General features: G+C 62.7%; 36 protein-coding genes. 1 reads left to right on the top strand and 35 read right to left on the bottom strand.

Annotated features, from left to right (window positions below; translation table 11 throughout):
• Positions 1–2: 2 nt before the first annotated feature.
• From rplQ to rpsJ, 29 genes are all read right to left on the bottom strand, one after another.
• Entirely contained in the window at positions 3–425 is a 423-nt protein-coding gene (gene rplQ, locus ACI3K3_RS02285; protein ID WP_404911734.1) for a 50S ribosomal protein L17, read from the bottom strand.
• Between the two features lie 159 nt (positions 426–584).
• A complete protein-coding gene (locus ACI3K3_RS02280; protein WP_404911733.1) occupies positions 585–1124 on the bottom strand; it encodes an AAA family ATPase in 540 nt (179 codons plus the stop codon).
• A gap of 109 nt (positions 1125–1233) precedes the next feature.
• Positions 1234–2301 (bottom strand): DNA-directed RNA polymerase subunit alpha, encoded by a 1068-nt coding sequence (locus ACI3K3_RS02275; protein WP_404911732.1) that lies wholly within the window; start codon positions 2299–2301, stop codon positions 1234–1236.
• Between the two features lie 105 nt (positions 2302–2406).
• Entirely contained in the window at positions 2407–2796 is a 390-nt protein-coding gene (rpsK, locus tag ACI3K3_RS02270) for a 30S ribosomal protein S11 (protein ID WP_132263794.1), read from the bottom strand.
• 66 nt (positions 2797–2862) lie between these two features.
• Positions 2863–3231, bottom strand: coding sequence for a 30S ribosomal protein S13 (rpsM, locus tag ACI3K3_RS02265; protein WP_021233423.1), 369 nt, complete (start codon positions 3229–3231; stop codon positions 2863–2865).
• A gap of 386 nt (positions 3232–3617) precedes the next feature.
• Positions 3618–4265, bottom strand: a complete 648-nt coding sequence (locus ACI3K3_RS02260; RefSeq protein WP_404911731.1) for an adenylate kinase — start codon at positions 4263–4265, stop codon at positions 3618–3620.
• Positions 4266–4297: 32 nt separating this feature from the next.
• The gene (gene secY, locus ACI3K3_RS02255) at positions 4298–5665 is read right to left on the bottom strand and encodes a preprotein translocase subunit SecY (protein WP_313435375.1); all 1368 of its coding nucleotides are present in this window, start codon (positions 5663–5665) and stop codon (positions 4298–4300) included.
• A gap of 220 nt (positions 5666–5885) precedes the next feature.
• A complete protein-coding gene (gene rplO, locus ACI3K3_RS02250) occupies positions 5886–6365 on the bottom strand; it encodes a 50S ribosomal protein L15 (protein WP_404911730.1) in 480 nt (159 codons plus the stop codon).
• A 117-nt stretch (positions 6366–6482) separates the two neighbouring features.
• Positions 6483–7790, bottom strand: coding sequence for a hypothetical protein (locus tag ACI3K3_RS02245; RefSeq protein ID WP_404911729.1), 1308 nt, complete (start codon positions 7788–7790; stop codon positions 6483–6485).
• 232 nt (positions 7791–8022) lie between these two features.
• Entirely contained in the window at positions 8023–8199 is a 177-nt protein-coding gene (rpmD, locus tag ACI3K3_RS02240) for a 50S ribosomal protein L30 (protein WP_132263804.1), read from the bottom strand.
• Positions 8200–8204: 5 nt separating this feature from the next.
• Positions 8205–8918 carry a 30S ribosomal protein S5 gene (gene rpsE / locus ACI3K3_RS02235; RefSeq protein ID WP_404911728.1) on the bottom strand — a complete coding sequence of 238 codons (714 nt, stop codon included), beginning with the start codon at positions 8916–8918 and terminating at the stop codon, positions 8205–8207.
• A gap of 2 nt (positions 8919–8920) precedes the next feature.
• Positions 8921–9259 carry a 50S ribosomal protein L18 gene (rplR, locus tag ACI3K3_RS02230; RefSeq protein WP_021233430.1) on the bottom strand — a complete coding sequence of 113 codons (339 nt, stop codon included), beginning with the start codon at positions 9257–9259 and terminating at the stop codon, positions 8921–8923.
• Positions 9259–9792, bottom strand: a complete 534-nt coding sequence (gene rplF / locus ACI3K3_RS02225) for a 50S ribosomal protein L6 (protein WP_404911727.1) — start codon at positions 9790–9792, stop codon at positions 9259–9261. Before rplF ends, rplR begins: the two co-directional genes overlap by 1 nt.
• On the bottom strand, positions 9792–10187 hold the full coding sequence (gene rpsH / locus ACI3K3_RS02220; RefSeq protein ID WP_021233432.1) for a 30S ribosomal protein S8: 396 nt from the start codon (positions 10185–10187) through the stop codon (positions 9792–9794). Before rpsH ends, rplF begins: the two co-directional genes overlap by 1 nt.
• A gap of 12 nt (positions 10188–10199) precedes the next feature.
• Complete coding sequence (gene rpsN / locus ACI3K3_RS02215) at positions 10200–10505, bottom strand: 30S ribosomal protein S14 (protein WP_313435390.1); 306 nt, start codon at positions 10503–10505, stop codon at positions 10200–10202.
• Positions 10506–10531: 26 nt separating this feature from the next.
• Entirely contained in the window at positions 10532–11113 is a 582-nt protein-coding gene (gene rplE / locus ACI3K3_RS02210) for a 50S ribosomal protein L5 (RefSeq protein WP_086490048.1), read from the bottom strand.
• Positions 11106–11423, bottom strand: a complete 318-nt coding sequence (gene rplX / locus ACI3K3_RS02205) for a 50S ribosomal protein L24 (protein WP_404911726.1) — start codon at positions 11421–11423, stop codon at positions 11106–11108. The genes rplE and rplX overlap by 8 nt, the downstream gene beginning before the upstream one ends.
• Entirely contained in the window at positions 11423–11791 is a 369-nt protein-coding gene (gene rplN / locus ACI3K3_RS02200; RefSeq protein ID WP_086490050.1) for a 50S ribosomal protein L14, read from the bottom strand. Before rplN ends, rplX begins: the two co-directional genes overlap by 1 nt.
• Positions 11792–11993: 202 nt before the next feature.
• Positions 11994–12263 carry a 30S ribosomal protein S17 gene (gene rpsQ / locus ACI3K3_RS02195; protein ID WP_021233437.1) on the bottom strand — a complete coding sequence of 90 codons (270 nt, stop codon included), beginning with the start codon at positions 12261–12263 and terminating at the stop codon, positions 11994–11996.
• 12 nt (positions 12264–12275) lie between these two features.
• The gene (gene rpmC / locus ACI3K3_RS02190) at positions 12276–12476 is read right to left on the bottom strand and encodes a 50S ribosomal protein L29 (RefSeq protein WP_313435396.1); all 201 of its coding nucleotides are present in this window, start codon (positions 12474–12476) and stop codon (positions 12276–12278) included.
• Between the two features lie 12 nt (positions 12477–12488).
• On the bottom strand, positions 12489–12923 hold the full coding sequence (gene rplP, locus ACI3K3_RS02185) for a 50S ribosomal protein L16 (protein WP_021233439.1): 435 nt from the start codon (positions 12921–12923) through the stop codon (positions 12489–12491).
• Between the two features lie 5 nt (positions 12924–12928).
• Positions 12929–13639: a 30S ribosomal protein S3 gene (rpsC, locus tag ACI3K3_RS02180; RefSeq protein WP_404911725.1), complete on the bottom strand. Its 711-nt coding sequence runs from the start codon at positions 13637–13639 to the stop codon at positions 12929–12931.
• A gap of 3 nt (positions 13640–13642) precedes the next feature.
• Entirely contained in the window at positions 13643–14020 is a 378-nt protein-coding gene (gene rplV, locus ACI3K3_RS02175; protein ID WP_086490052.1) for a 50S ribosomal protein L22, read from the bottom strand.
• The gene (rpsS, locus tag ACI3K3_RS02170) at positions 14020–14298 is read right to left on the bottom strand and encodes a 30S ribosomal protein S19 (RefSeq protein WP_021233442.1); all 279 of its coding nucleotides are present in this window, start codon (positions 14296–14298) and stop codon (positions 14020–14022) included. The genes rplV and rpsS overlap by 1 nt, the downstream gene beginning before the upstream one ends.
• A 6-nt stretch (positions 14299–14304) precedes the next feature.
• Positions 14305–15141 carry a 50S ribosomal protein L2 gene (gene rplB / locus ACI3K3_RS02165; RefSeq protein ID WP_132263819.1) on the bottom strand — a complete coding sequence of 279 codons (837 nt, stop codon included), beginning with the start codon at positions 15139–15141 and terminating at the stop codon, positions 14305–14307.
• A gap of 5 nt (positions 15142–15146) precedes the next feature.
• Entirely contained in the window at positions 15147–15458 is a 312-nt protein-coding gene (locus tag ACI3K3_RS02160) for a 50S ribosomal protein L23 (protein ID WP_313435402.1), read from the bottom strand.
• Complete coding sequence (rplD, locus tag ACI3K3_RS02155; protein WP_404911724.1) at positions 15451–16077, bottom strand: 50S ribosomal protein L4; 627 nt, start codon at positions 16075–16077, stop codon at positions 15451–15453. The genes ACI3K3_RS02160 and rplD overlap by 8 nt, the downstream gene beginning before the upstream one ends.
• Before the next feature lie 2 nt (positions 16078–16079).
• Complete coding sequence (rplC, locus tag ACI3K3_RS02150) at positions 16080–16835, bottom strand: 50S ribosomal protein L3 (protein ID WP_132263823.1); 756 nt, start codon at positions 16833–16835, stop codon at positions 16080–16082.
• A gap of 346 nt (positions 16836–17181) precedes the next feature.
• On the bottom strand, positions 17182–17493 hold the full coding sequence (gene rpsJ / locus ACI3K3_RS02145; RefSeq protein WP_007011873.1) for a 30S ribosomal protein S10: 312 nt from the start codon (positions 17491–17493) through the stop codon (positions 17182–17184).
• Between the two features lie 213 nt (positions 17494–17706).
• Here rpsJ and ACI3K3_RS02140 point away from each other — a divergent pair, with 213 nt between their 5' ends.
• Positions 17707–18237, top strand: a complete 531-nt coding sequence (locus tag ACI3K3_RS02140) for a hypothetical protein (protein ID WP_404911723.1) — start codon at positions 17707–17709, stop codon at positions 18235–18237.
• Between the two features lie 115 nt (positions 18238–18352).
• Here the strand turns inward: ACI3K3_RS02140 and tuf are convergent, their stop codons facing one another.
• The 6 genes from tuf to ACI3K3_RS02110 all read right to left on the bottom strand — a co-directional run bounded on the left by tuf (position 18353) and on the right by ACI3K3_RS02110 (position 26467).
• Positions 18353–19543, bottom strand: a complete 1191-nt coding sequence (gene tuf, locus ACI3K3_RS02135; protein WP_404911722.1) for an elongation factor Tu — start codon at positions 19541–19543, stop codon at positions 18353–18355.
• A 91-nt stretch (positions 19544–19634) separates the two neighbouring features.
• Positions 19635–21719: an elongation factor G gene (gene fusA, locus ACI3K3_RS02130; protein ID WP_404911721.1), complete on the bottom strand. Its 2085-nt coding sequence runs from the start codon at positions 21717–21719 to the stop codon at positions 19635–19637.
• Between the two features lie 126 nt (positions 21720–21845).
• A complete protein-coding gene (rpsG, locus tag ACI3K3_RS02125; RefSeq protein WP_404911720.1) occupies positions 21846–22316 on the bottom strand; it encodes a 30S ribosomal protein S7 in 471 nt (156 codons plus the stop codon).
• Between the two features lie 92 nt (positions 22317–22408).
• Positions 22409–22780 carry a 30S ribosomal protein S12 gene (rpsL, locus tag ACI3K3_RS02120; protein WP_007682177.1) on the bottom strand — a complete coding sequence of 124 codons (372 nt, stop codon included), beginning with the start codon at positions 22778–22780 and terminating at the stop codon, positions 22409–22411.
• Between the two features lie 678 nt (positions 22781–23458).
• Complete coding sequence (locus ACI3K3_RS02115; RefSeq protein ID WP_404911719.1) at positions 23459–25024, bottom strand: arylsulfatase; 1566 nt, start codon at positions 25022–25024, stop codon at positions 23459–23461.
• Positions 25025–25279: 255 nt separating this feature from the next.
• Positions 25280–26467 carry an outer membrane beta-barrel protein gene (locus tag ACI3K3_RS02110; RefSeq protein WP_404911718.1) on the bottom strand — a complete coding sequence of 396 codons (1188 nt, stop codon included), beginning with the start codon at positions 26465–26467 and terminating at the stop codon, positions 25280–25282.
• Positions 26468–26510 lie beyond the last annotated feature (43 nt).

Here is a 26510-nt window from a genome sequence, read left to right as displayed (position 1 = left end):
TATCAGGCTTCGGCGTATTCGTTTTCTTCGGTCAGGACCGGACCCGAGTCCTTGCCCTTTTCCGAGGTGTCGCGGTCGACCAGTTCGATGATCGCGATCGGAGCGGCGTCCGAAGCGCGGATACCGGCCCTGATGATGCGGGTGTAACCGCCGTTGCGGCCGGCATAACGCTCGGCGAGCACTTCGAAGAGCTTCGCTTCCTGAGCTTCGTCCATCAGGCGGGCGTGCGCCAGACGACGGTTCGAAAGGCCGCCATGCTTCGCGAGCGTGATCAGCTTTTCGAGGTAGGGGCGCAGTTCCTTCGCCTTGGGCGTGGTGGTCTGGATCTGCTCGTGCTTGATGAGAGCAGCGGCCATGTTGCGCAGCAGGGCGGCGCGGTGACCGGAGGTGCGCTGCAGCTTGCGCTGACCATGTTTGTGACGCATGTCTTTCTTCCTGTTTGTCAGGCAGCCGTTTCAGGTACTGCCTGCCGGGCGATGTGGTGCAGCCACCGCCCAAAGCCGATTCACTTTCGTGTGAAGCGCTGCCCTCAAGACGAAAACGGGGGAAGAGTCAAGGTTGACCGTCCCCGCCGCGCGATTTGGTCATTCCATCGACGCGACATGCACCCGCTCCAGCACGAAATCCGCGCGCTCGGCTACGCCTGCCTTCGGAAGCAATTCGATCCGATAACCCAGGGCCGAATATGCATCCCGCAATCGCTCATACTCTGCGACAGCATCCTCGAACCCATGCCGCCGTTCCGCGTCATGCCGATATAATTCCGGCCACGGCGGCGCCATGAAAACGCGATCATCGTATCGCGTCTCCGCCACCCGCCCCAGCATGGGAAGCCCTGACACATGTTCCAGCGCGGCAGCGGCATCGACAAGACTTCTGTCGAAAAAGACCGGCCCGGAGGCACCTTCAACCGCAGCAAGATCGGCGAGAGCCATCGCCATGGCGCGCCGGGCAAATGCCGCCATGTCGACCCACGGCAGCGCACCACCACCGCTTTCGAGTTCTTCGGCAACAATGCGGCGACCGGGCTCAGCCACGCATGTGAAGCCTCGCCGCTGCAACTCCAGAAGCAAAGTGGACTTTCCTCCGCCAGAACAACCGGAGAGAACCACCAGGCGCGTCATTTCGATCCTCTCCGGTTCTTTTGCCTGAAAGCGATATCAGGCCAGCAGAAATGAAAAAGGGCCCCGCATCGCTGCGGAGCCCTTTTCAATTCGGTATCGGGAGAGCCGATCAGCCGAGCAGTTCCTGCTCCAGCTTCTTGGCCATCTCTTCGATGTTCTCGGGCGGCCAGCCCGGGATGTCCATGCCGAGCCGCAGGCCCATCGACGAAAGGACTTCCTTGATCTCGTTGAGCGACTTGCGGCCGAAGTTCGGCGTGCGCAGCATCTCGGCTTCGGTCTTCTGAACCAGATCGCCGATGTAGATGATGTTGTCGTTCTTGAGGCAGTTGGCCGAACGGACCGACAGTTCCAGCTCGTCCACCTTCTTGAGAAGGTAGCGGTTGAGCTGGTTGGTGTCGCTCTCTTCCGAGGCGGCAGCGCCGCTGGCGGCCATGCCGATCATCGGCGACTGACCAACCGGAGCGATGTCCTCGAAGTGGACGAACAGCGCCAGCTGGTCCTGCAGGATGCGCGCGGCATAAGCCACGGCGTCTTCAGGAGCCACGGTGCCGTCGGTCTCGACGGTCAGGCTCAGCTTGTCGAAGTCGAGTTCCTGGCCGATACGGGCGTTCTCGACCTTGTAGCTGACCTGGCGGACCGGCGAGTAGAGCGAGTCGACCGGGATCAGACCGATCGGCGCGTCAACCGGACGGTTCGACACGGCGGGGACATAGCCCTTGCCGGTGTCGGCGGTCAGTTCCATGTTGAGCGTCGCACCTTCGTCGAGGTGGCAGATCACGAGGTCCTTGTTCATGACCTCGATGTCACCCGAGACGGCGATGTCGCCAGCCTTCACAGCCGCCGGACCCGTGGCCGAGAGCTGGAGACGCTTCGGGCCTTCACCCTGCATCTTGAGAGCAATCTGCTTGACGTTCAGGACGATGTCCGTGACGTCCTCGCGCACACCGGCAAGCGACGAGAATTCGTGCAGCACGTTCTCGATCTTGATCGAGGTGATCGCGGCGCCCTGAAGCGAGGAGAGCAGCACGCGGCGCAGCGCATTGCCGAGCGTCAGACCGAAGCCACGCTCCAGCGGTTCGGCAACGAACGTCGCCTTCAGTTTGGGGTCGGGTCCCGGCTTGATCTCAAGGCTGTTCGGCTTCTTGAGTTCCTGCCAGTTCTTGATGTTGACAGTCATGGACTTCCCCTGGGAGTGATGGCGGTTACGTCCCGCAGCCTGGTGGAAAGGCCCGGGACGTTCCGAAGTCGGACGGCGACCGGTTCGCCGTCCGTATTAGCTCGATCAGACGCGGCGGCGCTTCGACGGACGAACGCCGTTGTGCGGGATCGGCGTCACGTCGCGGATCGAGGTAATGGTGAAGCCGACAGCCTGGAGGGCGCGCAGGGCGCTCTCGCGGCCCGAACCCGGGCCCTTGACTTCGACTTCGAGGGTGCGCACGCCGTGCTCGGCAGCCTTCTTGCCGGCATCGTCGGCAGCAACCTGGGCGGCGTAGGGAGTCGACTTGCGGCTGCCCTTGAAGCCCATCATGCCGGCCGAGGACCACGAGATCGCGTTGCCCTGGGCGTCGGTGATGGTCACCATGGTGTTGTTGAAGCTTGCATTCACGTGCGCAATGCCGCTCGTGATGTTCTTGCGCTCGCGGCGCTTAACGCGCTGAGGTTCGCGTGCCATATCCGTGTATCCTGTCGAAAAATCGCTGAGGGAAACCAACCGGGCCGATCGCTCGGCCCCAGCGGCTTACTTCTTCTTGCCGGCGATCGGCTTGGCCTTGCCCTTGCGGGTGCGCGCATTGGTATGCGTGCGCTGGCCACGAACCGGCAGACCCTTGCGGTGACGCAGGCCACGGTAGCAAGCGAGGTCCATGAGACGCTTGATGTTCATCGCGGTTTCGCGACGAAGGTCACCTTCAACCGTGTGATCGGCGTCGATGGTTTCGCGGATCTGAAGGACTTCTGCGTCCGACAGGTCCTGAACGCGACGGCTGTGATCGATACCGAGCTTGTCGGCGATCTCGAGAGCCTTGGTACGACCGATACCATGGATGTAGGTGAGCGCGATGATAACGCGCTTGTTGGTGGGGATGTTTACCCCGGCAATACGAGCCACTTAAATCTCCATGCTCCACAGGGAGCGCCCAAAGGGACGAGCCCTATCTCAACGCTTCACCCAGAAAGCGTAAATGACAAAAAGGCCCGGTCGGCGGCACGCTCGGTGCCATTGCCACCCGGACTTGCCGAACCCTTTTTGAGTGAATGGCGCGCATAGGACGATTCGCAAGACGTGTCAACGCTTGCAAAGCCGCCGCCGCTCCATCCCACTGCGCGATATCGCGCGGGGAGAGCTGCGTGCGGCAACGATGTACCGCATCGGCAGGGCATAGTCAAAGAAACGACAATTCCCGCAGCAACATGGCCTTCGCCCCCATTTACGGAAAAAGGCCGCGCCGCCCAAGGCGACACGGTGCCTTCCATAATTCGCAACGTCCGAAACGATCAGGCCTTGAGAACGGCCTCGATCGCGGCGGTCACTTCATCCATGTCGGCCATTCCGTCGACCTTACCGACAATGCCGCGCGCTTCGTAGATCGGCAGGATAGGCGCCGTCTTCGCGCGATATTCAGCAAGACGGGTACGCACCGTCTCGGCGTTGTCGTCGGGCCGGCGCTTGAACTCCGTGCCTCCGCACTTGTCGCAGACGCCGTCCACCTTCGGCTTTTCGAAGGTGTCGTGATAGCCCTTGCCGCAGCATGCACAGGTGAAGCGTCCCGTGATCCGCTCCACCAGCGCATCCTCGTCTACTTCCAGTTCGATCACCTTGTCGAGCTTGCGACCGCGTGCCGCCAGGATTTCATCGAGCGATGCCGCCTGCGCCGCAGTGCGCGGATAGCCGTCGAAAATGGCGCCGGCTTCCGGGCCCATGGCATCGAGTTCGTCACCGATCAGCGCCGAGACGATCGCGTCCGAAACCAGTTCGCCACGCTCCATCACCGCCTTGGCCTCAAGCCCGGTGGGCGTCCCGGCCTTCACGGCGGCGCGCAGCATGTCGCCGGTCGAAAGCTGGCGCATGCCGCGCCGATCGACCAGACGCTGCGCCTGAGTTCCCTTGCCCGCCCCCGGCGGGCCCAACAGGATGATATTCACGCCTTACCCCTCATCTGTCCCTGGATGCGCTATCAGCGCAGACGTCCCTTCAACTTCGCCTTCTTGATCAGGTCGCCGTACTGGTGTGCCAGCAGGTGCGACTGGATCTGGGTGATCGTGTCGACAGTGACGTTGACGACGATCAGCAGGCTGGTCCCACCCATGAACAGCAGCGGCAGACCGGTCATCGAGAGGAAATACTCGGGGACGGTACAGACGATCGTCAGGTAGATCGCGCCGATCACAGTCACGCGGGTCAGCACGTAATCGAGATAGTTGGCGGTGTTCTTGCCCGGACGGATGCCGGGGATGAAGCCGCCGTTCTTCTTCAGGTTCTCGGCCGTTTCCTCAGGATTGAAGACGACGGCTGTGTAGAAGAACGAGAAGAAGATGATGCCGGCCGCGTAGAGCAGCATGTAAAGCGGCTTGCCGTGGCCCAGGTACTGGTTGAGCGCGATCACGATCTTGCCGCCAGTCGATTCTGGATTGAGCGAGTTGCCGGCGAACTGCGTGATGGTCAGGGGCAGCAGCAGCAGCGAGCTGGCGAAGATCGGCGGGATCACGCCCGCGGTGTTGATCTTCAGCGGCAGATGGCTGCGATCGGCCTGCATCATGCCACGCTGGGTCGCGCGCTTCGGGTACTGGATCAGCAGACGACGCTGCGCGCGCTCTGCAAAACAGATCATCAGGATCATCAGCACGATCAGCACGATCAGCGAGATGATCAGCAGCGATCCCGTGTCACCGGCGCTGTAGGCCTGGCCGACGTTGCTGGCGAAAGTCGGCATCTGCGCGACGATACCCGCCATGATGATCAGCGACACACCGTTGCCGATGCCGCGCGAAGTGATCTGTTCGCCCAGCCAGAGCAGGAACATGGTGCCGCCAACCAGCGAAATTACTGCGCCGACGCGGAACAGGAGGCCCGGATCGACAACCGCCTGAAGGCCGCTCGATGCTCCGTAGGCTTCCAGGCTCACCGCCAGGAACCAGCCCTGGATCGCGCAAAGCAGAACCGCGCCGTAACGCGTATACTGGTTCAGCTTCTTGCGTCCGGCCTCGCCTTCCTTCTTCAGCGCCACCAGCGCCGGGTGAAGCGAGGCGGCCAACTGCACCACGATCGAGCTGGTGATGTAAGGCATCACGCCCAGCGCGATCAAGCTCATGCGCGAAAGCGAGCCGCCCGAAAACGTGTTGAACAGGTCGAGAATGCCGCCCTGGGTCTTGCTGTAGAGCTGCGAGAGAATCAGCGGATTAACGCCGGGCAGCGGAACGAAGCTCAGGAATCGGAAAACGATCAGCGCGCCGATCGTGAACCAGATTCGGTTCTTGAGCTCGGTCGCCTTCGAGAAATTGGCCAGGCTCAGAGTGCTGGCGATATTGTCGGCGCGTGAAGCCATGACGATTTGTAAAGCCTCGATAGTCGGTTCGGGTCCAGCCTTAGCGACTGCGCGAAGGCTTGTCGAACCCCGGTTCTGGTCCGCTCATATAGACTTTCTTGCCGGTCCTGAAAGACCCGCAACCTCAACAAGCCCGGATGATAGCACCAGTCTGAACAAAGAGAGGGCGAAGCGCATGGCGCCCGCCCTCTCCTTATGTGCATATCGCGATTGCGATGCCTCAGGCCTCGACGGCTTCCTTGGCAGGAAGGATCACCGAACCACCGGCCTTCTCGACCGCGGCGACAGCGCTCTTCGAAGCGCCGGCAACGTTGAACTCGACCTTCTCGGTCAGTTCACCCTTGGCGAGGAGGCGCACGCCGTCCTTGCCGCCACGGGCCAGGCCGGCGGCCTGGAGAACGGCGTGATCGACAACGCCCGAAATGTCGAGCTTGCCGGCTTCGATCGCCTTCTGGATCATGCCGAGGTTCACTTCTGCGTAGTCCTTGGCGAACTTCTTGTTCGAGAAGCCGCGCTTCGGAAGACGCATGTGAAGCGGCATCTGGCCGCCCTCGAAGCCGTTGATCGAAACGCCCGAGCGTGCCTTCGCGCCCTTCTGGCCACGGCCGGCAGTCTTGCCCTTGCCCGAGCCGATGCCACGGCCGACGCGGATACGACGGTGACGGGCGCCGGCGTTGTCGCGGATATCATTCAGTTTCATAGTCGTGCACTCGCTTTCGCTTTTGGTCGCGCTGATAGGAAGGCGGCCCCATAAGCGAAACGCCGCGCAATGTCACGCCTGAATCCCGTTCAAGACGACAATCCCTGTAAAGCGATTTCAGCTGCCGCGCAGGCGGATCACGAGTTTTGCGTCGCCCGAGGCAGCGCGCCCTTCCGTATCGCGGGCGGGTTTCCAGGTCAGTTGGTCGCGCCCGAGCTTGCAGATATCGGCATCGAATTCCGGCGATACGGTCCTGGGCTCGAAGCTGCACGTCTTGATTCGGCCGCTCGGGTCCACGGTGAACTTCAGTTCATGGCGCGTCATCACGTCTTTGTTGAACACATCCCCGTAACGCTCGCCCAGTTTTGCCAGTTCGCCATTGAAAGCCGCCTTGTTGCCGTCGGGCAGAGCCGGATCTTCCGCGAGCGCGGCGTAGTCCTGCTCGGGAACCAGGCTTTTCATCCGCAGAACCATGGCCGCCCATCCCTTCGCCCGCGCGATCTGCATGGGCGAATCGCGATCGACCAGAGCCTGACATTGCGCTCCGGATGGACTCGCCTCCTGCGACAGCAGGTACCGGGCAGCGGCTTCACGGCGATAGGCTATCGCCCAGGCCAAGGGCGTCATGCCGAACAGGTCGGGCGAATCGATCGTTTTCGGGGCGTCGAGCGCATCACCCGTGGCCTCGGCCGAGGGCGCCGACCCCAGAATGCGCCGCAGTGCCCGCACGTCTCCGCGACGCGCCGCGTCTGCAAGCGTCGCGTTCTCCGGCAGGGGACCAAGGTCGGCATAACCGTAGGACCGGCCCGAAGCCAGCTTGGGACGCGGCGCTGCGTCCTTGTCCTTCGCATCTTCCGCTGGTTCGCCTTGTGCTCCAGCCTCTTCCTCCGCCTGCGGGATCGCCCGGCAAACGTCGCGATAGGGATAGGCCGCGTCGGCGATCAACGTCTGGTTGAAGGACCGGGCAAAATCGCCGAGCCGATCTTCACCCTCCCCCGCCGCTTCGGTGCCGACTGCCGAAGGCGTCGGCGTGGCCGTCGCATCGTCGCCAAAGTAGGTCACCACGCGCGCCATGCGCGGGGACAGACCTCCGGCCAGTACGCATTGCGCGCCGAATTCGCTGGTATCGATGCCGTCCAGCGTCACGGCAGCGACAAGACGAAAATCTCCGGCAGCCGCGGCCTTGCGGGCTTCCGCCACCGGGTCCGCCTGTCCGCTCGCCAACAGCGACTTGAGCGCACGGTCCGCCAGTCGATCCCGCTCCAGCGTTGCGGGATCCGCCAGCGGGTCGTTGCAGGCCGGCTCGGCCGCCGGGCTCTCCTGCACATATGTCTCGCCGTTGTCGCTCGGCTCGCTGCCGTCACAAGAAGCGACAGTGAGGGCGGCCAGGCACAGAGTAGAGGCCGCGATGGTCCTGCGAAGCAAAGTATCCCCCAGGGAAATCCAGATCGGGCCGCGCTTAGCACAAGTCGGGGGCGGAAGGGGAGCCACAGACACGCCCTCGCACAGATTTTGCGCTGCCTCGATCACGCCTGCTCGATAGCGATGGCATCGCATCGAGCCAAAACTCCTGCCGGATGAGCGGAATGCCGACAAGAAAAAGGCCCCGGCGTTTCCGCCGAGGCCCCTTCCGCTTATCGTGCCTGAGGCAGGTCGATCAGTCGACCACCGCAACCATGTGCGGCAGCTTGGCGATCGCACCACGGACTTCCGGGGTGTCTTCGCGCTCGACGACCTTGTGCATCTTGCCGAGGCCAAGACCGATGAGGATCTTCTTCTGGCTTTCGGGGCGACGGATCGGCGAACCGATCTGCTTGATCTTGATCTTCGCCATGAGACTTACTCCACGATGGCTTCGGCAGCGGCTTCAGCCTCTGCCTCGCTGACGCCACCGCGACCGAGCAGGTCGGCGACCTTCTTGCCACGACGCTGGGCAACCGACTTCGGCGAAGTCTGGTTGGTCAGCGCGTCGAAGGTGGCGCGGATCATGTTGTACGGGTTCGAGGTGCCCACCGACTTGGTGACGACGTCAGCGACGCCCAGGCTCTCGAACACCGCGCGCATCGGACCACCGGCGATGATGCCCGTACCGGCCGGAGCCGTGCGGACGTTCACATTGCCGGCGCCGAAGTGGCCACGGCCGTCGTGGTGAAGGGTGCGACCTTCCTTGAGCGGCACGCGAACCATCTTCTTCTTTGCAGAAGCAGTGGCCTTGGTGATTGCCTCGGGAACTTCGCGAGCCTTGGCGTGGCCGAAGCCGACGCGGCCCTTGCCGTCGCCAACGACGACGAGAGCAGCGAAACCGAAGCGCTTGCCGCCCTTCACGGTCTTCGAAACGCGGTTGATGTGGACGAGCTTCTCGATCAGCTCCTCGCCCTGCTCTTCCTCGTTCCGGCCACCGCGACGGTCGTCGCGACGGCCACGGCCGCCACGCTCACCGCGTTCGCCACGGCCACGGCCACCACGGCCACGACCTTCACGAGTCTCCTGCGCGTCGCCACCCTGGGGGTGTTCGGCCGCGATCGGCGCTTCGTTGTTGTTTTCGTCAGCCATGATCAGAACTCCAGCCCGCCTTCACGGGCGGCTTCGGCCAGCGCCTTGACGCGGCCATGGAAGAGGAAACCGCCACGGTCGAACACGACCGAGGTGATGCCCGCCTTCTTGGCGGCCTCGGCGAGTTCCTTGCCAACGCGGACTGCGGCATCGGTGTCGGTGCCCTTGGCGCCAAGCGTGTTGGCGGCAGCCACGGTATGGCCCTGCGCGTCGTCGATGATCTGCGCATAGATGTGACGGCCGGTGCGGTGCACCGACAGACGGGGACGACCACCCGAACGCGCCTTGAGCGCGGTACGGACGCGCCGGCGACGGCGCTCGAAAAGGGAAAGCTTGGCCATTACTTCTTCTTCCCTTCCTTGCGGAAGATGAATTCGCCGCGGTACTTGATGCCCTTGCCCTTGTAAGGCTCGGGCTTGCGCCAGCGACGGATTTCGGCCGCGAGTTGGCCGACCTTCTGCTTGTCGATACCCGAAATCTCGACCGTGGTGTTATCCGGGGTCTTGACCTCGATGCCTTCCGGCACGGCGATGTCGACGTCGTGCGAGTAGCCGAGCTGCAGCTTCAGGTTCTTGCCCTGAGCGGCTGCGCGGTAGCCGACGCCCTTGATCTCGAGAACCTTGGTGAAGCCGTTGGTAACGCCTTCCACGAGGTTGGAGACCAGGGTACGCTGCATGCCCCAGTGGCTGCGGGCAGCCTTGGTCTGGTTGGCAGGCTGAACGGCGATCGCACCTTCTTCGACTTCGTAAGTCACGAGGTCCGACATACCCAGGGTGAGGGTGCCCTTAGGCCCCTTCACCGAGAGGGTGCCGTTATCGATGGCGGCAGTGACCCCGCCAGGGATCACAACCGGCTTCTTGCCGATGCGGCTCATTAGAACACCTCCGCCAGCACTTCGCCGCCGACGTTCTGCGAACGTGCTTCGGCATCCGAGAGCACGCCGCGCGGCGTCGAGACGATGGTGATGCCGAGACCATTGCGCACAACCGGGAGTTCCTTCGAACCCGAGTAGACGCGGCGGCCAGGCTTGGAGACGCGGGCGATGTGCTTGATAGCGGGCTCGCCCTCGAAATACTTCAGCTCGATGCGCAGCTGCGGGTGGGCACCGGTGGCGTCATCGCTGAAACCACGGATGTAACCTTCACGCTGCAGAACTTCGAGCACGCGCGCACGCAGCTTGCTGGCGGGAGAAAGGACGGTGTCCTTCTTCGCCTGCTGGCCGTTGCGGATGCGGGTGAGCATATCACCCAGGGGATCGGTCAATGCCATTGCTTCTAACCCTTACCAGCTCGACTTGGTCACGCCGGGGATCATGCCCTTGTTGGCAAGATCACGCAGCTCGACGCGGCACAGGCCGAACTTGCGGTAATAACCGCGCGGACGGCCGGTCGTGGCGCAACGGTTGCGAACCCGGGTCGGGTTGCCGTTGCGCGGGATCTCGGCCAGCTTCAGGCGAGCAATGAGACGCTCGGTTTCGTCGAGCGATTCATCGTCAGCGATCGCCTTGAGGCGTTCGTACTTGCCTGCATACTTCTTAACGAGCTGCTTGCGGCGCTCGTTCTTGTTCACGGAACTCAGTTTCGCCATGGACTTAAGCTCTCTTCCTCAGCGGCTCACGCCGCTTCCTTCTGTTCCGACTCTTCAGCCGGGAACGGGAAACCGAACAGACGAAGCAGTTCACGTGCTTCTTCGTCGGTCTTCGCGGTGGTGGTGACGATGATGTCCATGCCACGCACCTTCTCGATCTTGTCGTAGCTGATCTCCGGGAAGATGATCTGCTCCTTGAGACCCATCGCGTAGTTGCCGCGACCATCGAACGACTTCGGGTTCAGACCACGGAAGTCGCGGATGCGAGGCATTGCGATGGTGACGAGACGGTCGAGAAACTCGTACATGCGCTCACGACGGAGCGTCACCTTGCAGCCGATCGGCATGCCTTCGCGCAGCTTGAACTGTGCGATCGACTTGCGGGCCTTGGTGATGACGGGCTTCTGGCCGGCGATGGCTTCCATCTCGGCTGCGGCGGTCTGGACCTTCTTCTTGTCCTGGCTCGCTTCACCGACGCCCATGTTGAGCGTGATCTTTTCGATCTTCGGCACTTCCATCACGTTCTTGTAACCGAACTTTTCGGTCATCGCCTTCGCGATTTCAGCGTCGTACTTCGAACGCAGACGCGGAGTGTACTGATCAGCCATCGATGGTCTCCCCGGACTTCACGGCCACGCGGACCTTCTTGCCGTCCTTGGTTTCGAAGCGAACGCGGGTCGGCTTGCCGTCCTTGTCGGCCACAGCAACCTTGCTGATCGCCATCGGAGCCGGAACGCGCTCGATGCCGCCCTGCGGGTTCTGCTGGGTCGGCTTGCGGTGCTTGGTCGCGACGTTCACGCCCTCGACCACGACCTTGGCGTCCTTCGGGAGAACCTGAAGCACGGTGCCGGTGCGGCCCTTGTCCTTGCCGGACAGGACGACGACGGCGTCACCCTTCTTGATCTTCGCGGCAGCCATTACAGCACCTCCGGAGCAAGCGAGATGATCTTCATGAAGCCCTTGCCGCGAAGCTCGCGCACGACGGGGCCAAAGATACGGGTGCCGATCGGCTCCTCGTTCTTGTTGATGAGCACCGCCGCATTGCTGTCGAAGCGGATGACGCTGCCGTCGGTACGACGGACGTCCTTGCGGGTACGCACGATCACCGCACGGTGAACGTCGCCCTTCTTGACGCGAGCGCGGGGCTGCGCCTCCTTAACCGACACCACGATGATGTCGCCGACGCCTGCGAAACGACGCTTAGAGCCACCCAGCACCTTGATGCACTGGACGCGCTTTGCGCCGCTGTTGTCCGCGACGTCGAGATTGGATTGCATCTGGATCATCGATCCGAGTCCTTCTCAACTGGCTTGCCGGAACAAGTCCGGCAGTTCCTAAAAAGACAGGCCCACGAGGGGCCCGAGTCGCCCCGACGGGCGAAGTGCGGCCATTTGCCGCATTCACCCGCGAAGGTCAACACTCTTGTCCGGCCCTGAGGCCGAGGCAGATCGAACCGGCCATATCTCAAGGACATGGCCGGTCAGAATCTTATACCTCGGCTTCGAGCGCCGTACCCTTGCTCGCCTGAAGACGGTCAAGAACCTTCCAGGTCTTGGTCTTCGAGAAGGGCTTCGTCTCCTCGATCCGGACGCGTTCGCCGGTCTTGAAGGCGTTGTCTTCGTCGTGAGCGTGGTACTTCTTCGAGCGACGGATGATCTTCCCGTAAAGGGGGTGCTTCACCTTGCGCTCGACCAGCACGGTCACGGTCTTGTCGGTCTTGTCGGAAACGACGGTCCCGATCAGAATACGCTTGGGCATCGTGTTTCCTCCTTAGGCCTGCGCCGCACGCTCGGCCTGGAGCGTCTTGATGCGGGCGATGTCACGACGCACCTGCTTGATGCGCGCGGGCGCTTCAAGCTGGCTGGTCGCGGCCTGGAACCGCAGGTTGAACTGCTCGCGCTTCAGATCGACGAGGTCAGCGGTGAGCTGGTCGTCGGTCTTGGCGCGAAGGTCTTCGATCTTGTTAGCCATGATTCGACTTCCTTACTCGCCGCCAAGGTGCGAGGTGTCGCCGAGGCGAGCCACGACCTTGGTCTTGATCGGCAGCTTCATCGCAGCGCGGCTGAAAGCCTCGGCTGCGAGGGGGCCAGCGACGCCGTCCAGTTCGAACAGGATGCGGCCCGGCTTGACGCGGGCAGCCCAGTATTCGACCGAACCCTTGCCCTTACCCTGACGGACTTCAGCAGGCTTCTTCGAAACCGGCACGTCGGGGAAAACGCGGATCCAGAGACGGCCCTGGCGCTTGATGTGACGCGTGATCGCGCGGCGAGCCGCTTCGATCTGGCGGGCGGTGATCCGCTCCGGCTCGAGGGCCTTGAGGCCGTACGAGCCGAAGTTCAGGTCGGTGCCACCCTTGGCATCACCCTTGATCCGGCCCTTGAAGGCCTTGCGGAACTTGGTCTTCTTCGGTTGCAGCATGACTCTTAGTTCCTGCGGTCATCGCGTGCCGGACGCACGCCGGAGGTCTGCGCCTCCATCATCAGGCGGTCCTGCGCCATCGGGTCGTGGCCAAGGATTTCGCCCTTGAAGATCCAGACCTTGATGCCGATGATGCCATAGGCGGTCAGCGCCTCGGCTTCGGCATAGTCGATGTTGGCACGCAGGGTGTGAAGCGGCACGCGGCCTTCACGGTACCATTCGGTACGCGCGATTTCCGCACCACCAAGGCGACCACCGCAAGTGATCTTGATGCCTTCGGCGCCGAGACGAAGAGCCGACTGAACGGCGCGCTTCATCGCACGGCGGAACGCAACGCGGCGGATCAGCTGATCGGCGATGCCCTGGGCGACGAGCTTCGAATCGATTTCCGGCTTGCGGATTTCGACGATGTTCAGCTTCACTTCGCTGCCGGTCATGGTCGCAAGCTGCTTGCGCAGCTTCTCGATGTCCGCACCCTTCTTGCCGATGATCACACCGGGACGGGCTGCGTAGATCGAGATGCGGCACAGCTTGGCCGGACGCTCGATGACCACCTTGGAGACCGCAGCCTGGGGCACGGTTTCCATGATGAACTTGCGGATCTTGAGGTCTTCCTCAAGCAGCTTGCCGTAGTCCCGGCCTTCCGCGAACCAGCGGCTGTCCCAGGTACGGTTGATCTGCAGACGCAGACCGATCGGATTGCTCTTGTGACCCATGGCTCAGGCCTCCTCGACTTCGCGAACGACGATCCGCAGGCGCGAGAACGGCTTGAGGATACGGGTGGACTTGCCGCGACCACGAGCGTGGAAACGCTTCATGGTGATCGACTTGCCGACCGACGCCTCGGCGACGACGAGCGCGTCGACGTCGAGGTTGTGGTTGTTTTCCGCATTCGCGATCGCCGAAGCGAGGATCTTGCGGGCGTCCTGGGCCATCGCCTTCTTGGAGAAGGCCAGGATGTTCATCGCGTCCTCGGCCTTGCGGCCACGGATAAGGGCGGCGACGAGGTTGAGCTTCTGGGCGGAACCACGAATGGTGGTTCCGACCGCAAGAGCTTCCTTCTCGCCAACGCGGCGGGGTGCTGCCTGCTTGCTCATTAGCGCTTGCCCTTCTTGTCGGCAGCGTGGCCGGGGAACGTGCGCGTGGGCGCGAATTCACCGAGCTTGTGGCCGACCATGTCCTCGTTGACCGAGACAGGGATGAACTTGTGTCCGTTGTAGACCTGGAAGGTCAGGCCAACGAACTGCGGAAGGATGGTGGAGCGACGCGACCAGGTCTTGATCGGAGAAGCCTTTGCACCGGCATCCTGCGCGACCTCGGCCTTCTTGAGAAGGTACAGGTCGACGAAGGGGCCTTTCCAGACGGAACGTGCCATCGTGTCTTACCTCTTCTTCTTGGCGTGGCGCGAACGGATGATCATCTTGTCCGTCTGCTTGTTGTTGCGGGTACGAGCGCCCTTGGTCGGCTTGCCCCACGGAGTGACCGGGTGACGGCCGCCCGAGGTACGGCCTTCACCACCACCGTGCGGGTGGTCGACCGGGTTCTTGGCAACACCGCGGGTCAGCGGGCGACGGCCCAGCCAACGACCACGACCGGCCTTGGCGAGGGTCTGGTTGGCGTTGTCGGGGTTCGACACGGCGCCAACGGTGCCCATGCAATCGCCACGCAGGTAGCGCTGCTCGCCCGAGTTCAGACGAACGATGACCATGCCGCGGTCACGACCGACGACCTGCACATAGGTGCCTGCCGAACGGGCGATCTGACCACCCTTGCCGGGCTTCATCTCGACGTTGTGGCAGATCGTGCCGACCGGCATCTGCGACAGAAGCATGGCGTTGCCGGGCTTCACGTCGGTCTTTTCGCCGGCGACAACGACGTCGCCAACGGCGAGACGCTGCGGCGCGATGATGTAGGTCAGTTCACCGTCGGTGTACTTCACGAGCGCGATGAAAGCGGTGCGGTTGGGATCGTATTCGATACGCTCCACGGTCGCTTCCATGTCCCACTTACGACGCTTGAAGTCGATGAAGCGGTACTTCTGCTTGTGACCACCGGCGATGCCACGCGAGGTGACATGACCCTTGTTGTTGCGGCCGCCGGTCTTGCTCTTGCCTTCGGTCAGCGCCTTGAGGGGCTTGCCCTTCCAGAGCGACGACTTGTCGACGAGGACCAGGCCGCGGCGGGCGGGGCTGGTCGGGTTGTACTTCTTAAGTGCCATCGGAATTAACCCCGCGCGCCTTCGGTGATGTCAATCGACTGGCCTTCGGCCAGCGTGACGATCGCCTTCTTCACGTCGCTGCGGCGGTAAGCCTTACCGCGCCAGCGCTTGGTCTTGCCCTTGACGACCAGCGTGTTCACGCCGGTGACCTTGACGTCGAACAGAGCTTCGACGGCGGCCTTGATCTCGGGCTTGGTCGCCTTGTCAGCAACCTTGAAGACGACTGCGTTCTGCTCGGAAAGCAGGGTCGACTTCTCGGTGATGTGGGGCGAGAGGATCACGTCGAAATGACGGATATCCACGTTGCTCTTAGCCATTGAAACGCGCCTCCAGCTTTTCGACAGCGGCGCGCGTCAGCACCAGCGTATCGTGCTTCAGGATGTCGTAGACGTTCGCGCCGACAGCCGGGAGCACGTTCACGCCGACGATGTTGCGGGCAGCCAGGGCGAAGCCCTCGTTGACCTGCTCACCGTCCATGACGAGAACCTTCTTGCCGAAGTTCGCCTTGGCGAGCTGGCCGGCAAGCGCCTTGGTCTTGGCGTCGGAAACGTCGAGCGAGTCGACGATCACGAGACCGTTCTGAGCCTTGGCCGAGAGAGCCATCTTCAGACCGAGTGCACGGATCTTCTTGTTCAGCGAGATGTTGAACTCGCGGCGACGAGCACCGTGAGCCTTACCACCGCCGATGAACACCGGAGCAGCGCGATCGCCGTGACGGGCAGTACCGCCGCCCTTCTGGCGACCGAACTTCTTGCCGGTACGGGCAACTTCCGAACGCTCGCGGGTCGCACGGGCGATGCCGCGACGGTTTTCGAGCTGCCAGGTAACGACGCGGTGCAGGATGTCCGCGCGCGGCTCGAGGCCGAACACGTCGTCCGAAAGCTCGATGTCGGCGTTGGCGGCCGAACCGTCGATGTTGAGGACCTGAACCTTCATGATTAGCCCTCCTGGCCTTCGGTCGCTTCGGGAGCCGCGGCTTCGGCCGGGGTCACGGCAGCGGCCGTATCATTGGTGTTGCTGGCCGACTTGATGCCGGCGGGGTACGGAGCCTCGGCGTGACGGTCGACCTTGACGGCGTCCGACACGGTGAGCCAGGCGTTCTTCGAACCGGGGACCGAGCCCTTGACGAAGATCAGGCCACGCTCGTCGTCCACGCGGACGACTTCGAGGTTCTGCTGGGTGCGCTGACGGTCGCCCATGTGGCCGGCCATCTTCTTGTTCTTGAACACCTTGCCCGGATCCTGACGGTTACCCGTCGAACCGTGCGCACGGTGCGAGATCGAAACACCGTGGGTGGCGCGCATACCGCCGAAGCCCCAGCGCTTCATGGCGCCCTGGAAGCCCTTGCCCTGGGTGTGGCCGCCTACGTCGACCAGCTGGCCGGGCACGAAGTGCGAGGCAGCGATCGTGGCGCCGACTTCCAGAAGGGCGTCGTCGGCGACGCGGAATTCCGCGACGCGCATCTTCAGGGGAACCTGAGCCTTGGCGAAGTGTTCGCGCTGCGGCTTGGCAACGTTCTTCTGCTTTGCTTCGCCCGCACCGAGCTGAACCGCGACGTAGCCGTCACGATCAGCAGTACGAACCGAAACCACCTGACAGTCTTCAAGTGCCAGGACAGTGACGGGCACGTGGCGACCGTCCTCCTGGAACAGGCGGGTCATCCCGACTTTCTTGGCGATCACGCCTGTACGCATGACCTTTCTCCTTACAGAGGCGTACGCAGGACCATCCCTCGTACGCGTGTCCAACCCTGTTATGATACGAACCCCGTCCGGGTCAGGTGTTCCCTGCAAGCCCATCATGGGCCGCGGAAACGAGACGGGGGACGCATTCCCGACGCCTTCCCGAAAGAAGGCAGCGGAGGTATCCCTTGTGTCCCCGAACCGTTTGTCCGGGGCGCTGTCTCTGCAGGCTGTTGCCTGCAAAGCCGGCCATGGGGGCCGACAAGGTAATTTGGATCCGAGGATCCGAATTTCACCGATCGTTTAAAGTCCGATCAAAAGACTGTCGGGGCCGCCGATGGCAGCCCCGCAAACCGGCTTAGGCCAGCTTGATCTCGACGTTCACGCCGGCAGCCAGGTCGAGCTTCATCAGCGCGTCGACGGTAGCTGCGTTCGGCTGCACGATGTCAAGCAGGCGCTTGTAGGTGCGGACTTCGAACTGCTCACGCGACTTCTTGTCGATGTGCGGACCACGGTTGACCGTGAACTTCTCGATCTTCGTCGGCAGGGGAATGGGCCCACGAATCAGAGCGCCGGTGCGGCGAGCCGTGTCAGCGATTTCGCCAGTGGCCTGGTCGAGCACGCGATGGTCAAACGCCTTCAGGCGGATACGGATGTTCTGAGCTTCCATTACCTACTACCGATGAGAAAGAGCCATAGGACCAGAAGTCCCGTCAAATTCGAACCGCGCCCCTACACGGTGGACGCGAGTCGGGCAAGCGCTGATTTCACGATATTCGGCGGGCTTTCAGGAAGCAGAAGACGCGGTTCGTCGCATCCGCCCTTCCCTGCGCCCGATCCGCATCCTACCTTGGCATGGCGACGCCTAACAGAAGCCGCTTCAATGTCCTCCATCTCCACGACAATTTCCAGCGTGCTTGCCGCGCTGACTCTCGCATGCCTGACGCCGGGTGCCGCCGCAGCCGCAGCCGGCGGTTCCGCCTACGGTCCCGTCACCGATCCCGCCAGCGATCTCGGGGGAACGAGGCTCCCGATCGATCTCGACGACACCGACGTGCTCACCGCCCACGCCGCCATGCCCGACGCCGGGGGTGGCGACGTGGACGACGCCTGCCGTGATGCCGCCCGCTCCAGCAATGGCGGTAACGATGGCACGATCGTCGTCTGCTCCCACGGCGGCGACGGCACCAACCAGCGCGTCCCGCCATCGAAAAGCGTGGACGAAAGCACGCGCACCGGCGCGGCCTATCCGCCGGACCTCTGGAACCTGCCCGGCTGCCTCGGTCCCTGCATCACCATACCATTCGGCCGCGTGCCGGACCCCGTCTACTACATCGACCTCGCATCCATTCCCGAAGCACCCAAGGGCTCAGATGCGTGGAAGATCGCGCAGGGCGAGCTGCGGGCGCGGTAACGGCGCCCGCCTGCCCCTTCCCCTCCCCCTGGCCCGGCCTCCATAAACGCGAAAAGCCCGGCGTCTCTTTCGAGACGCCGGGCCAATCACTTAGCCGAAGCTGAAGATCGACGAATTACTTCGTGATCTTGGCAACGACGCCCGAACCGACGGTGCGGCCGCCTTCGCGGATTGCGAAGCGGAGACCTTCGTCCATGGCGATCGGAGCGATCAGCTTGACCGAAAGCGACACGTTGTCGCCCGGCATGACCATCTCGGTGCCCTCGGGGAGGATCACTTCGCCGGTCACGTCGGTGGTGCGGAAGTAGAACTGCGGACGGTAGTTCGCGAAGAACGGCGTGTGACGGCCGCCTTCGTCCTTCGACAGAACGTAAACTTCAGCCGAGAACTCGGTGTGCGGGGTCACGGTGCCCGGCTTGGCGAGAACCTGGCCACGCTCAACGTCTTCACGCTTCAGGCCACGAACCAGCGCGCCGATGTTGTCGCCGGCTTCACCCTGGTCGAGCAGCTTGCGGAACATTTCGACGCCGGTGACGGTGGTCTTCTGCGTGTCGCGGATACCGACGACTTCGACTTCTTCACCGACCTTGACGATGCCGGTTTCGACGCGGCCGGTCACAACCGTACCACGACCCGAGATCGAGAACACGTCTTCGACGGGCATCAGGAACGACTTGTCGGTGGGACGCGGGGGCTGCGGGATGAAGTCGTCAACAGCCTTCATCAGAGCCAGGATCGATTCCTTGCCGATGTTGTCGTCACGGCCTTCGAGAGCGGCCAGAGCCGAACCCTTGACGACGGGGATGTTGTCGCCGTCGAAGTCGTACGACGAGAGCAGTTCGCGCACTTCGAGTTCGACGAGCTCGAGGAGCTCTTCGTCATCGACCTGGTCGACCTTGTTCATATACACGACCAGCTGCGGCACGCCGACCTGGCGCGCGAGCAGGATGTGTTCGCGGGTCTGCGGCATCGGGCCGTCAGCAGCGTTCACGACCAGGATAGCGCCGTCCATCTGGGCAGCACCGGTGATCATGTTCTTCACGTAGTCAGCGTGACCCGGGCAGTCGACGTGCGCGTAGTGACGGGCATCGGTCTCGTACTCGACGTGTGCGGTCGAGATGGTGATGCCACGCTCGCGCTCTTCCGGAGCCTTGTCGATGTTCGAGAAGTCAACGGCTTCGCCGCCGAATGCCTCGGCCATGACCTTGGTGATGGCAGCCGTAAGGGTGGTCTTGCCATGGTCAACGTGACCGATGGTGCCGATGTTGCAGTGCGGCTTGTTCCGCTCGAATTTTGCCTTCGCCATCTTTCAAACCTTCTTTCGCTTGATTTGTAATCTGCGGGATGTGAGGCAACGCCCGCCGAAACAGGCGCCGCCCCTAGAATGATCTTGCCGTTTAGGCAAGCTTCTCCTTGACCTCAGCCGCGACGTTCGCCGGGACTTCGTCATAGTGGGAGAAGAACATCGAGTAGTTTGCACGACCCTGGGTGAACGAGCGGAGCTGGTTCACGTAGCCGAACATGTTCGCCAGCGGAACCATGGCTTCGACGACCTGGGCATTGCCGCGGCTGTCGGTGCCCTGGATCTGGCCACGACGGCTGTTCATGTCGCCGATGACGTCGCCGAGGTATTCCTCGGGGGTGACGACTTCGACCTTCATGATCGGCTCGAGCAGCTTGATGCCGGACTTCTGCGCGACTTCACGCATGGCACCGCGACCGGCGATTTCGAAGGCCAGGGCCGACGAGTCGACGTCGTGGTAGGCACCGTCGTAGAGGACGATGTCGAAGTCGATGATCGGGAAGCCGACCAGCGAGCCCGAGGCAGCGGTTTCGCGCATGCCCTTTTCGATCGCGGGGATATATTCCTTCGGAATGTTACCGCCCTTGATCTCGTCCTTGAAGGTGATGCCCGCACCGCGCTCGCCCGGCGTGACCTTGATCTTCACGCGACCGAACTGACCGGTACCGCCCGACTGCTTCTTGTGGGTGTAGTCCACATCGACAGGCTTGGCGAGGTATTCGCGATAGGCGACCTGCGGAGCACCGACGTTGGCTTCGACCTTGAACTCGCGACGCATGCGGTCGACGATGATGTCCAGGTGAAGTTCGCCCATGCCCTTGATGATCGTCTGTCCCGATTCGTGATCGGTGGTGACGCGGAACGAGGGATCCTCGGCCGAGAGACGGTTGAGCGCGACGCCCATCTTCTCCTGGTCGGCCTTGGTCTTCGGTTCTACCGACAGTTCGATGACCGGCTCGGGGAATTCCATGCGTTCGAGAACGATCGGCGCCTTTTCGGAGCAGAGCGTGTCGCCCGTAGTGGTTTCCTTCATGCCGGCAAGTGCAACGATGTCGCCCGCGAAGGCTTCTTCGATGTCCTTACGGTCGTTGGCGTGCATTTCGAGAATGCGGCCGACCTTTTCCTTCTTGCCCTTCACCGAGTTCAGGTACGAGCCCTTCGAGAGCGTACCCGAGTAGATGCGGCAGAAGGTGAGCGAACCGACGAACGGATCGTTCATGACCTTGAACGCGAGAGCCGAGAACGGCGCGCTGTCTTCCGGCGGACGGCTGTCGGCCTCGTCGCTGTCGACCTTGACGCCCTGGACGTCTTCGATGTCGAGCGGCGAAGGCAGGTAGTCGACGACGGCGTCGAGCAGGGGCTGAACGCCCTTGTTCTTGAACGCCGAACCGCAGACGACCGGCACGAACGCATGACCCAGCGTACCCTTGCGGATCAGCTTCTTGAGCGTGTCGACGTCGGGCTCGTTGCCTTCGAGGTAGGCTTCCATCGCTTCGTCGTCCTGCTCGACGGCGAGTTCGATGAGCGCGGTACGGTACTCGGCGGCTTCGTCAGCGAGGTCGGCCGGGATTTCTTCGTAGAAGAATTCGGCGCCGAGCGATTCGTCCTTCCAGACGATCGCGCGGTTGTGAACCAGGTCGACCAGGCCCTTCAGGTCGGCTTCGAGGCCGATCGGAATGTAGAGCACGGCAGGCTTCGCACCGAGGCGGTCGATGATCGACTGCACGCAGTACTTGAAGTTCGCACCGGTACGGTCGAGCTTGTTGATGAAGCACATGCGCGGAACGCCGTACTTGTCAGCCTGGCGCCACACGGTTTCCGACTGCGGCTCAACGCCGGCAACGCCGTCGAAGCACGCGACCGCACCGTCGAGCACGCGCAGCGAGCGTTCGACTTCGATGGTGAAGTCGACGTGCCCGGGGGTGTCGATGATGTTGATGCGGTATTCCTGGCCCTCGGACGTCCAGAAGCAGGTGGTCGCAGCCGAGGTGATGGTGATGCCGCGTTCCTGCTCCTGCTCCATCCAGTCCATGGTAGCAGCGCCGTCGTGGACTTCGCCGATCTTGTAGGACTTGCCGGTGTAGTAGAGGATACGCTCGGTCGTGGTGGTCTTGCCGGCGTCGATGTGCGCCATAATACCGATGTTACGGTACATATTGAGCGGATGGCTGCGTGCCATGGTGATTTCCTTACCAGGAGTGTTTCGGAAGCGAGGCGGCCTTCAGATAAGACCTCGCCCCCTGAAATAAAAGTGTGACGCCCGGATGACTTCCCGCAAAGGGGGCCAGCCGGACGACACCACGCATTACCAGCGGTAGTGCGAGAAGGCGCGGTTCGCGTCCGCCATGCGGTGCGTGTCTTCGCGCTTCTTCACGGCATTGCCGCGGTTGTTGGCTGCGTCGAGCAGCTCACCCGACAGACGGGCTGCCATGGTGGTCTCGGGACGGTTGCGGGCGGCAGTGATCAGCCAGCGGATGGCAAGAGCCTGGGCGCGCTCCGGACGGACTTCGACCGGAACCTGGTAGGTCGCACCACCGACGCGGCGGCTGCGGACTTCGATCTGCGGCGCGACGTTGTTGAGAGCGTCGTGGAACAGCTGGACCGGGTTGGACTTGGCGCGGGTTTCCATGGTTTCCATGGCACCATAGACGATCGCTTCAGCGACCGACTTCTTGCCGTCGTACATGAGGTTGTTCATGAACTTCGACAGGATGAGATCCCCGAACTTGGGATCGGGCAGGATAATCCGCTTCTCGGGACGACGACGACGTGACATCGTTGATATTCCTTGTTCTTTCGGGCGGGAGCGTGAGCATCACCGGCCGGTAAATCTTCTACCGTGCGAGGCGCGAAGCCTCGCGGGCCGGCTTACTTCGGACGCTTGGCGCCGTACTTCGAGCGGCTCTGCTTGCGATCCTTGACGCCCTGGGTGTCGAGCACGCCGCGCAGGATGTGGTAGCGAACGCCGGGAAGGTCGCGGACGCGGCCGCCGCGGATGAGCACGACCGAGTGCTCCTGCAGGTTGTGGCCTTCACCCGGGATGTACGAGATGACTTCGCGGCTGTTGGTCAGGCGCACCTTGGCGACCTTGCGGAGAGCCGAGTTCGGCTTCTTCGGGGTCGTGGTGTAAACGCGGGTGCAAACGCCGCGCTTCTGCGGGTTCTGCTCCATCGCAGGAACCTTCGACTTGGCCTTCTGCGGCTCGCGACCCTTGCGGATCAGCTGGTTGATAGTGGGCATCTATACTCTTCTTTCAAATGGGAGTGCGATGGATCCGGGCCGGAGCCAGTTCCCGTTCGTAACAGGCGGCACCGGCGCGAACCCTTCGCACCCCGAGGGGCAGTCCGACAGGGAGCCCGGAGCATCTGAAAGGAGGAAAGAATTTCGAGAGATCACGCCGAACCGCCCGAGTACCCCGACCTGCCAACGCCCGACCGAAGCCGAAACGCCTGGCGGCCCGCACATCGCGACCGTCGAACGTGAGCCGAAAAACACTCCACCCGGCAGAATGCACCGGATTACTTTGCCATGCGCCTTTCCGGTAGCGCCCTCTTGTCCGACTCGGATCGAAGGCATCCATCTGGACCGATCCGCTACGAAGCAGCGGCAAAAGTCCCGGAAATGCTGACATGACAATGTTCAGCTCTATGTCGTTTCCCATGGGCAAGCCCAAAGGAGATGGGCGCCCTTAGGAGATTTAGCCGTTAGGGTCAAGCCGAAGCGAGGCCCTGCGGGTGCCGACGACCGGCACGAATGCAGGGCCGGCATTGCGCCGGCCCCGCCTCTCCTGCTTTTTGGCACGTCGGGCCGATTGGAGCATTTTCTGATCAGGTGGAACACCTGATGACTCGGAAAATGCGGTAACTCAGAAACTTAGAGCGGTTGGTCCGGTGCAGCCGGATCGGAAGCCGCTCTAGGTCAGGCGCCGGTTGCAAACCCGATGTTGAACCCGCTGTCGGCAAGCTGGTCCTTGACGTGCTTGAACCGCTCGTACTGGCTAATCGTGATCGGACCGGAATAGGTCTCGCTCTGGATCTTGCGCGGCGGATACTTGAGGTAGGTCTGCATCAACTTCTTCACTTCGTCGTTGATGGTAACCACCGCCCAGGTGTGTTCGGAGAAGCTGTTCATGAAGATATCGTAGCGTTCCTGCGGATCCTGCCAGAGATCGAACAGTTGCGGCACGGTTGCCACGTAGCTTTCCGGCCCCTTCCAGCCCTGGTTGCTGTCCACCGCAAGGCCGCCGGTATGCGCGCCGTTATCGCCGCGCAAATTGAAGCAGGCCTTGAACTGCTTGCTGCGGACGGCGCCGGGCGTGAGTTCGTTTTCGGTGAAGTAGAACCACACCTTCCGGTCGGACGGACCGGTTCCGAACAGTACCGGCGACATGTCGATGCTGTCGAAGATGATCGGTTCGCCTTCGCGGTCTTCGGTCGGCAGCGTGGCGCCGGCCAGCTTTGCAAACGTCGCCATGTAGTCCAGGCCGCCGACGATGTCCGAATTCTTGCTGCCCGGCTTGATGCCGGGGCCCCATGCCAGCGCCGGAACGCGGTTGCCGCCTTCGCGGACAGTACCCTTGGTGCCGCGATAGGGGGTGAAGCCGGCATCGGGATAGACGTCCTGCCAGGCGCCGTTGTCGGTGGTCCAGAACACGTAAGTGTTGTCGTCCAGGCCCAGTTCGCGAACCTTGTCGATGATGGCGCCGATGCGGGCATCGTTTTCGACCATCGAGTCGGCATACTTCGATTTGGCCATCGACTTGTGCTTGAAATCGGGATGCGGCATCGACGGCTGGTGCATCTTCATGAAATTGATGTGCATGAAGAAGGGTTCGTCGGTGTCCTTGACGGTGTCGAGGTAATCGATTGAGGCCTTTTCGACATATCCGTCGAAGTACGGAATGCCCACGACTCCCTTTTCCGGGGTGTCGACATACTGGCCGTTGATCTTGAAGTCCTCCTTGGCCTTTTCACCGGCATTGCCCGACAGGGAGCCCTTGGTGACCTTGGCGAACATCTGACGCAGGTCATCGTCCATTTCAGGGAACCACTCGGCATCCGCGTAAGTGTAGGCATTGAGGTGGTAGAGGCCGCAATACTTCATCACGTCGTACCCATGCGCGTTGGGCAGCGCGTAATCGTCTTCGCCAAGGTGCCACTTGCCGGTGAAAAAGGTCTTGTAACCGGCCGTCTTGAGCACCGAAGCAAGCGTCCATTCGGCAGCCGGAAGACCGCCGCCCTGCCCCTGGAAGGCGACCGTCGTCATACCGGAACGGTTGGGAATGCGGCCCGTCAGCACGGCTGCGCGGCCGGGCGTGCAGCTAGGCTGCGCGTAGAACGACAGGAATTGCAGCCCCTCTGCCGCAAGACGATCGATATTGGGCGTGGGCGCGCCCCGGTTCTCACCGCCGCCATAGCATCCGGCATCGCCATAACCGAAGTCATCGGACAGGATGAGAATGATGTTGGGCTTTTTCGCAGGCATCGAGCTTCTCCAGCAGGGGAAATCCTGGTGGAATGTGATGCAGCCCCGATAGCGAATAAACCGGGACTAACCCCGAGACCGCGAACGGCCAACCCTAGGGTCAAAAGCTTATGAGGGCGTAACCCAGTCAATGGCCTCAACGAGGCGTTCAAATGGTGCGAATGGCCTCTGGAAACACAACGTGGACCGGGCGCCTCGATGGAGGCGCCCGGTCCACGCGAAGATCGTCGGTCTGCGCTCTTGGGGCGAGGCGCGTCAGAACCGCAGGCGGAACGAGGCGCCCAGCTTGAGGCGGTCGAACTCCTGCGATGCGTCGTCGCTGTTGCGCTTGCCGAAGGTGGCATAGCCCGCCACCGACATGTTGCGCGAGACGATGTATTCCACTTCGCCCTGGAGGGTCGGGGTCTGCTCCTTGACGCCGGTTCCGACATAGCGCGTGGCCCGGTAGCCCGCCGCCACGGTGGCGAAGAGGTTGTGCCGGATTTCCTGCTGCACGGACAGCTTGAGCGTCGTGTCGGTACGCCCTTGCGCGCCGCTGCGGAAAGTCGCGACATCGCCGTTGAAGGCGTCGAGCATGATCGCTGTGCGCTGTTTCGGCCGGTAGGTCAGGCTGCCCGAGACGGACAGGCCGGTGCGGCCGGGCACGGTCTTCTCATCCGGGCTGAAGCGGAAGACACCGGCCGAGAGGTTGCCCTGGAGCACCCCGCCCGGCTCGAACTCCACACCGACGCGGCCACCCCAGGTGGTGGTGTTCCGCTTTTCCCCGGTGGGCGTGTACTCCAGGCGGAAGTCGCGCCGCGCGATGAAGGCGCTGGCAGTGACGAACGTGATCCCGGTGACGCGCCAGCCCACCGTCGCCACCCCGTTCATGCCGTTGAAGTCTCGGTTGTCGTCCGCGCGGGAGACGGCGTCGAACTTGGTGAAGTTGCCCTGGAGGTCAAACAGCAGGCGCCGCGTCATGTGGCGGAAGCGCAAGTCGGTACCGATGCTGTCGATCTCGCGCGGGCCGGAATTGGGATCCTGCCGTGATTCCGGGCTGCCGCGTTCCTCGACCGTGCGGTTCCAGAAGGCACGGCCGACGAACGAGGTCGTCACCGCCGGAGACCAGCGCAAGGTGCCGTCGAGCGACCACGCCTCGGTGTTCTCGGTCTTGAGGTTGGCGAAGCGGCGCATCGTGGCCGAGGCATGGGCCTGGCCCGTGAACGTGCCGGGGCCGGTATCGACCTGAAGCTCCGGTGTCAGTTCCAGGTGGATGTCGTCGCGCGCGTTGCTGGGGGTGGCGTAGACGTTGGTGTCGTACTCCACCCGCGCCTCGCCGCCGAGACTGACGTTGAGCGAACCGAGGCGCATCGGCAGTTGCCGATACTCCCTGTCGTTGGGATAGACCGCCGAAGCGGTCGAGCCGATATCGCGCGCCTGGGCCCAGGCCTGCTGCGGTGTCACGAGCAGGAACGGAAGTGGCGCTGCGAGTGCGATTGCCCCCCGC

Source organism: Novosphingobium sp. ZW T3_23 (assembly GCF_044987305.1).
Taxonomy (GTDB): domain Bacteria; phylum Pseudomonadota; class Alphaproteobacteria; order Sphingomonadales; family Sphingomonadaceae; genus Novosphingobium.
Note: the sequence above shows the minus strand (reverse complement) of the source record. Positions and strands in the feature narration are given on the sequence as shown.

Bases quoted from the DNA above. Each gene is read 5' to 3' on its own strand.
- rplQ (WP_404911734.1), bottom strand. From the start codon at position 425: ATGCGTCACAAACATGGTCAGCGCAAGCTGCAGCGCACCTCCGGTCAC.
- ACI3K3_RS02280 (WP_404911733.1), bottom strand. From the start codon at position 1,124: ATGACGCGCCTGGTGGTTCTCTCCGGTTGTTCTGGCGGAGGAAAGTCC.
- ACI3K3_RS02275 (WP_404911732.1), bottom strand. From the start codon at position 2,301: ATGACTGTCAACATCAAGAACTGGCAGGAACTCAAGAAGCCGAACAGC.
- rpsK (WP_132263794.1), bottom strand. From the start codon at position 2,796: ATGGCACGCGAACCTCAGCGCGTTAAGCGCCGCGAGCGCAAGAACATC.
- secY (WP_313435375.1), bottom strand. From the start codon at position 5,665: ATGGCTTCACGCGCCGACAATATCGCCAGCACTCTGAGCCTGGCCAAT.
- rplO (WP_404911730.1), bottom strand. From the start codon at position 6,365: ATGAAACTGAATGATATCCGCGACAACGCCGGCGCCCGTCACCGTCGT.
- rpmD (WP_132263804.1), bottom strand. From the start codon at position 8,199: ATGGCGAAGATCAAGATCAAGCAGATCGGTTCGCCGATCCGTCGCCCC.
- rpsE (WP_404911728.1), bottom strand. From the start codon at position 8,918: ATGGCTGACGAAAACAACAACGAAGCGCCGATCGCGGCCGAACACCCC.
- rplR (WP_021233430.1), bottom strand. From the start codon at position 9,259: ATGGCCAAGCTTTCCCTTTTCGAGCGCCGTCGCCGGCGCGTCCGTACC.
- rplF (WP_404911727.1), bottom strand. From the start codon at position 9,792: ATGAGCCGCATCGGCAAGAAGCCGGTTGTGATCCCTGGCGGGGTCACT.
- rpsH (WP_021233432.1), bottom strand. From the start codon at position 10,187: ATGGCATTGACCGATCCCCTGGGTGATATGCTCACCCGCATCCGCAAC.
- rpsN (WP_313435390.1), bottom strand. From the start codon at position 10,505: ATGGCGAAACTGAGTTCCGTGAACAAGAACGAGCGCCGCAAGCAGCTC.
- rplE (WP_086490048.1), bottom strand. From the start codon at position 11,113: ATGGCTGATCAGTACACTCCGCGTCTGCGTTCGAAGTACGACGCTGAA.
- rplX (WP_404911726.1), bottom strand. From the start codon at position 11,423: ATGGCTGCCGCGAAGATCAAGAAGGGTGACGCCGTCGTCGTCCTGTCC.
- rplN (WP_086490050.1), bottom strand. From the start codon at position 11,791: ATGATCCAGATGCAATCCAATCTCGACGTCGCGGACAACAGCGGCGCA.
- rpsQ (WP_021233437.1), bottom strand. From the start codon at position 12,263: ATGCCCAAGCGTATTCTGATCGGGACCGTCGTTTCCGACAAGACCGAC.
- rpmC (WP_313435396.1), bottom strand. From the start codon at position 12,476: ATGGCTAACAAGATCGAAGACCTTCGCGCCAAGACCGACGACCAGCTC.
- rplP (WP_021233439.1), bottom strand. From the start codon at position 12,923: ATGCTGCAACCGAAGAAGACCAAGTTCCGCAAGGCCTTCAAGGGCCGG.
- rpsC (WP_404911725.1), bottom strand. From the start codon at position 13,639: ATGGGTCACAAGAGCAATCCGATCGGTCTGCGTCTGCAGATCAACCGT.
- rplV (WP_086490052.1), bottom strand. From the start codon at position 14,020: ATGAGCAAGCAGGCAGCACCCCGCCGCGTTGGCGAGAAGGAAGCTCTT.
- rpsS (WP_021233442.1), bottom strand. From the start codon at position 14,298: ATGGCACGTTCCGTCTGGAAAGGCCCCTTCGTCGACCTGTACCTTCTC.
- rplB (WP_132263819.1), bottom strand. From the start codon at position 15,141: ATGGCACTTAAGAAGTACAACCCGACCAGCCCCGCCCGCCGCGGCCTG.
- ACI3K3_RS02160 (WP_313435402.1), bottom strand. From the start codon at position 15,458: ATGGCTAAGAGCAACGTGGATATCCGTCATTTCGACGTGATCCTCTCG.
- rplD (WP_404911724.1), bottom strand. From the start codon at position 16,077: ATGAAGGTTCAGGTCCTCAACATCGACGGTTCGGCCGCCAACGCCGAC.
- rplC (WP_132263823.1), bottom strand. From the start codon at position 16,835: ATGCGTACAGGCGTGATCGCCAAGAAAGTCGGGATGACCCGCCTGTTC.
- rpsJ (WP_007011873.1), bottom strand. From the start codon at position 17,493: ATGGAAGCTCAGAACATCCGTATCCGCCTGAAGGCGTTTGACCATCGC.
- ACI3K3_RS02140 (WP_404911723.1), top strand. From the start codon at position 17,707: ATGTCCTCCATCTCCACGACAATTTCCAGCGTGCTTGCCGCGCTGACT.
- tuf (WP_404911722.1), bottom strand. From the start codon at position 19,543: ATGGCGAAGGCAAAATTCGAGCGGAACAAGCCGCACTGCAACATCGGC.
- fusA (WP_404911721.1), bottom strand. From the start codon at position 21,719: ATGGCACGCAGCCATCCGCTCAATATGTACCGTAACATCGGTATTATG.
- rpsG (WP_404911720.1), bottom strand. From the start codon at position 22,316: ATGTCACGTCGTCGTCGTCCCGAGAAGCGGATTATCCTGCCCGATCCC.
- rpsL (WP_007682177.1), bottom strand. From the start codon at position 22,780: ATGCCCACTATCAACCAGCTGATCCGCAAGGGTCGCGAGCCGCAGAAG.
- ACI3K3_RS02115 (WP_404911719.1), bottom strand. From the start codon at position 25,024: ATGCCTGCGAAAAAGCCCAACATCATTCTCATCCTGTCCGATGACTTC.